Origin of the sequence: Okeania sp. SIO2F4 (assembly GCF_010672385.1) — a bacterium.
Lineage (GTDB): Bacteria > Cyanobacteriota > Cyanobacteriia > Cyanobacteriales > Microcoleaceae > Trichodesmium.
In genome coordinates this window covers 1-3,410 of the sequence record NZ_JAAHGT010001012.1, presented here as the reverse complement: position 1 = coordinate 3,410, position 3,410 = coordinate 1, and the positions used below count along the sequence as shown (strand labels likewise).

Below are 3,410 nucleotides of genomic sequence, written 5' to 3'. Positions count from 1 at the left end.
ATTTCCTATAAGTAATTGGGTTATTGAACATTTTACTATCGAGTAACATAAACAAATATTGTCTTACATTATTAGGACTTACGCACGAGACCACAGATATAGCGTTAAAAACTATAACGTTATAGTTTTTGAACTCTATATATAGTATATTTGCGTAAGTCCTGATTATATAGCGTAAATTTTACTGAACAGCAAAAGTTGAAGTAGTTAATTTGAGGTTTGCCTCAATTTTTTTGATATTACACACATAATTCTTCTACCTCCATTTCCTTAATTTTAAGTTCTTGACCTTTAATAATATCAATTTCCACACTGTTACAAACATGACAAATACCGAATGGTTGCTCTAGAGAAAATTCTGCTCCACATTGACGACATTTTCCTAAACCGGGAATTTTAATAATTTCTAATTTTGCACCTTCTAAAACAGTTCCCTTTGTACAAACATCAAAACAAAATTCAATAGCATCAGGCATAATAGCAGAAAGTTCTCCTATTTCTAAAGTGACTCGTTTGACTGATTTATCTTGAGCATTTTCAGCAACTATAGCAACAATATTTTGAGTGATTCCTAATTCGTGCATATTTACAATAATTCCTCCAGTTTTTCAGGTAATTTTTCAGCTAAAAGTTAGAAGATAGGGAGATAATTTTCAGCCTCAAAAATTCACTTCCAGACTATTTATATTTACTGATGAAAAAAAACTATTTTCTCTCTCCCCAAAAAATATTATACCAATTCCCATGCATTAGTGCTATACTTGGGCAATACTTCAGTTGTTAACTGATCGGTACAAGCTCAATCACTTTTTTGCTAATTTTAACTAAGTTAATGTTAATTATTATTATGTTTGCTTCTCCCCTACTCCCCCACTCCCCTACTCCCCTGCTCAACAAAATGTAGAAAAGTTTTTGAGAAATGATATTAGTAGTAGGCGATCGCCCACCACATTTTTTAACTACAAAACTTCATCAGGGTTAATACCTCTTTCTCTGAGAAGTTCTGCTAGTCGGTCAGCTCGTTGTTTTTCCTGTTCGGCTCGTTCATCTCCAGTTAACAAAATATTACCCAACTCATCACACCATCTCAACCAATCATATTCTTTTCCTTCAAAAATACCATGCCAAATAATTAAACCCAATCCCACTTGAGACAAATAGAAATTTCCTAGCTCTACATAACTATTACCTCGTAATTCATATACTCGTAAAATAGTTTCCCCAAGTTGTTTTAGTGGGTCAAAAACGACATAATAACCAACCGCAGCAAAAGCATAATCTTTTCATTAATGGATAATGGATAATGGATAATTGATAATTACAAGAAGGTTAAAACCGTTACGGAATTGAATATAAGGAATATTTTCTTTGTTTTCCCCTATCCAAGGGGAGGCTTCAAGGCGCGAATTATTTAATTATTAATTATTAATTTTTCGGTAATTTACTACCTAGCTCATTACCGATTTTATTGGAGACAATTTCGATAGCTACTTCTGGAGGTTTGCCAAAAGAAAATACAAAATAAGAACGATTCTGTTTTTGACTCCAATCTTCCGGTACTTTGACTCGTAAACTGAGGAGAACGTCTGGTACGAGTGGTGGGATTTTATTGCCGTAAAAAAGCCCGACATTCGCAGTTGCTAAAAATGGTAAGTCTGTTGAAAAAGAACTGTATAAAGTAGTAGTTAATAGTCGTTGTTGTTTCTCAGTAATTAAACTATCCACAGGAGTATCATCCTCAGTAATAACATCACTAATATCTGGTTCTATAAATTCAAAATCTTCTGGTTGATTTTTGAAACTTTTGGGGGATGATTGAATATTTGTTTGTGTTGGTGATGTAGACATAATTTTTTTCCTTTATTAATTAGGGAATAGGGAGTGTAAGAATAGGGAATAGGGAGTGTAAGAATAGGGAATAGGGAGTGTAAGAATAGGGAGTGTAAGAATAGGGAATAGGGAGTGTAAGAATAGGGAATAGGGAATGTAAGAATAGTCCTATAAGTGTACCTCACTATCCTCAAAAGTGCTGTAATATCATGTTCGGTTGAATAGTTATGATTAGGATATAGATGGAAGAGATATCTCAAACCCGTGAGATTGCTTCCTTCCACTCCGTTCCAGTCGCAATGACTTTATAGTTAGTGTTTATCCGAACATGATATAAATCAATTATTAATTATTAATTATTAATTGTTGAAAGACTGCCACAAGGCATCAACTTCATCAGGTGTATAAATATCCTCACTTGTTAATTCCACAAAATCTTGTAAACGACGATTTAAAAAAGTTCTAGCAACTTTAATTATTTCTGCTTCTGGATAATTAGAATGAACCCAAATATTAACTTCAAACGAATTTATTCCGGTTGACTGAAGTAAGAATTTAACCAGATGATACTTATCGGAAAATCCAGGACGTTCTTGATACTTATTAATTTCTATAATCTCAATCTTAGCATCAAAAAAAGTTTTCATGTTCTTTATAGCAGTTTTCTAGTCTTGGAGGTACAAAGTTTTATTGCTCTAGGAAACAGGGAACAGGAAATACAAGAATAGTCTTGCAACTGTACCTCACTATCCTCAAAAGTGCTGTAAATATTCAAATTTTGAACTTCAACCATTAATAGCATTTCTCAAAAACTTTTCAATTTTGCTATTGAGTAGGGGAGTGGGGAACCCACCCCTAACCCCTTCCAGGAGGGGAAGTAAACATAAGAATAATTAACATTAACTGGGCTGTTATATCATGTCCGGTTGAATACTTATAATTAAGATAGTAGGGGAGTAGGGGAATAGGGGAGTAGGGAAAATAGAAAGATTTACTGTTGAAGCACTCATGATAAGTTTTTTGATCGCTAATTATCCGGACATGATATTAATTAGTAAATCTAAAAATGGCAAATTTTCCTAATTTCAAGCCTCCTTATTCCAGAGGTACTAATAGACATTTCCAATAATAAAAAATCAAATCAATTATTCCACATAAATTATCAATTTTTTCCCCCTACTCTGTACGGACGTTGCATGCAACGTCCCTACCACCTACTCCCTACTCCCTCTTTTATGGAGATGTCTAATAGTCGTTGAATTTTAGGAGGGGTTGCTTATCCCTTTTGTGTTCCGGAATAGTTTTTAACAAATTCTTGGTAGTTGGTCTCCTACTAACATATCTACAATACGCTCGGTGCCAAAAGTAGCAAGCTTTTGTTGGGATTCGGTTCCTCAACCCAACAAAAGCCTGGAGATGTCTAATAGTCGTTGAATTTTAAAAGGGGTTGCTCATCCCTTTTGTGTTCCGGAATAGTTTTTAACAAATTCTTGGTAGTTGGTCTCCTACTAACATATCTACAATACGCTCGGTGCCAAAAGTAGCAAGCTTTTGTTGGGATTCGGTTCCTCAACCCAACA

General features: G+C 34.3%; 4 protein-coding genes. All 4 read right to left on the bottom strand.

Going from position 1 to position 3,410, the window contains the following annotated elements:
- Window positions 1–239: 239 nt before the first annotated feature.
- Entirely contained in the window at window positions 240–584 is a 345-nt protein-coding gene (gene hypA, locus F6K22_RS36425; protein WP_293109541.1) for a hydrogenase maturation nickel metallochaperone HypA, read from the bottom strand.
- A 375-nt stretch (window positions 585–959) separates the two neighbouring features.
- Window positions 960–1,157 carry a hypothetical protein gene (locus tag F6K22_RS36420; RefSeq protein ID WP_293109540.1) on the bottom strand — a complete coding sequence of 66 codons (198 nt, stop codon included), beginning with the start codon at window positions 1,155–1,157 and terminating at the stop codon, window positions 960–962.
- A gap of 268 nt (window positions 1,158–1,425) precedes the next feature.
- Window positions 1,426–1,848 (bottom strand): PDDEXK family nuclease, encoded by a 423-nt coding sequence (locus tag F6K22_RS36415; protein ID WP_293109538.1) that lies wholly within the window; start codon window positions 1,846–1,848, stop codon window positions 1,426–1,428.
- Between the two features lie 341 nt (window positions 1,849–2,189).
- Complete coding sequence (locus F6K22_RS36410) at window positions 2,190–2,477, bottom strand: hypothetical protein (RefSeq protein WP_293109537.1); 288 nt, start codon at window positions 2,475–2,477, stop codon at window positions 2,190–2,192.
- Between the last annotated feature and the right edge of the window lie 933 nt (window positions 2,478–3,410).

Coding starts and splice junctions, on each gene's coding strand:
- hypA (WP_293109541.1), bottom strand. CDS start 584: ATGCACGAATTAGGAATCACTCAAAATATTGTTGCTATAGTTGCTGAA.
- F6K22_RS36415 (WP_293109538.1), bottom strand. CDS start 1,848: ATGTCTACATCACCAACACAAACAAATATTCAATCATCCCCCAAAAGT.
- F6K22_RS36410 (WP_293109537.1), bottom strand. CDS start 2,477: ATGAAAACTTTTTTTGATGCTAAGATTGAGATTATAGAAATTAATAAG.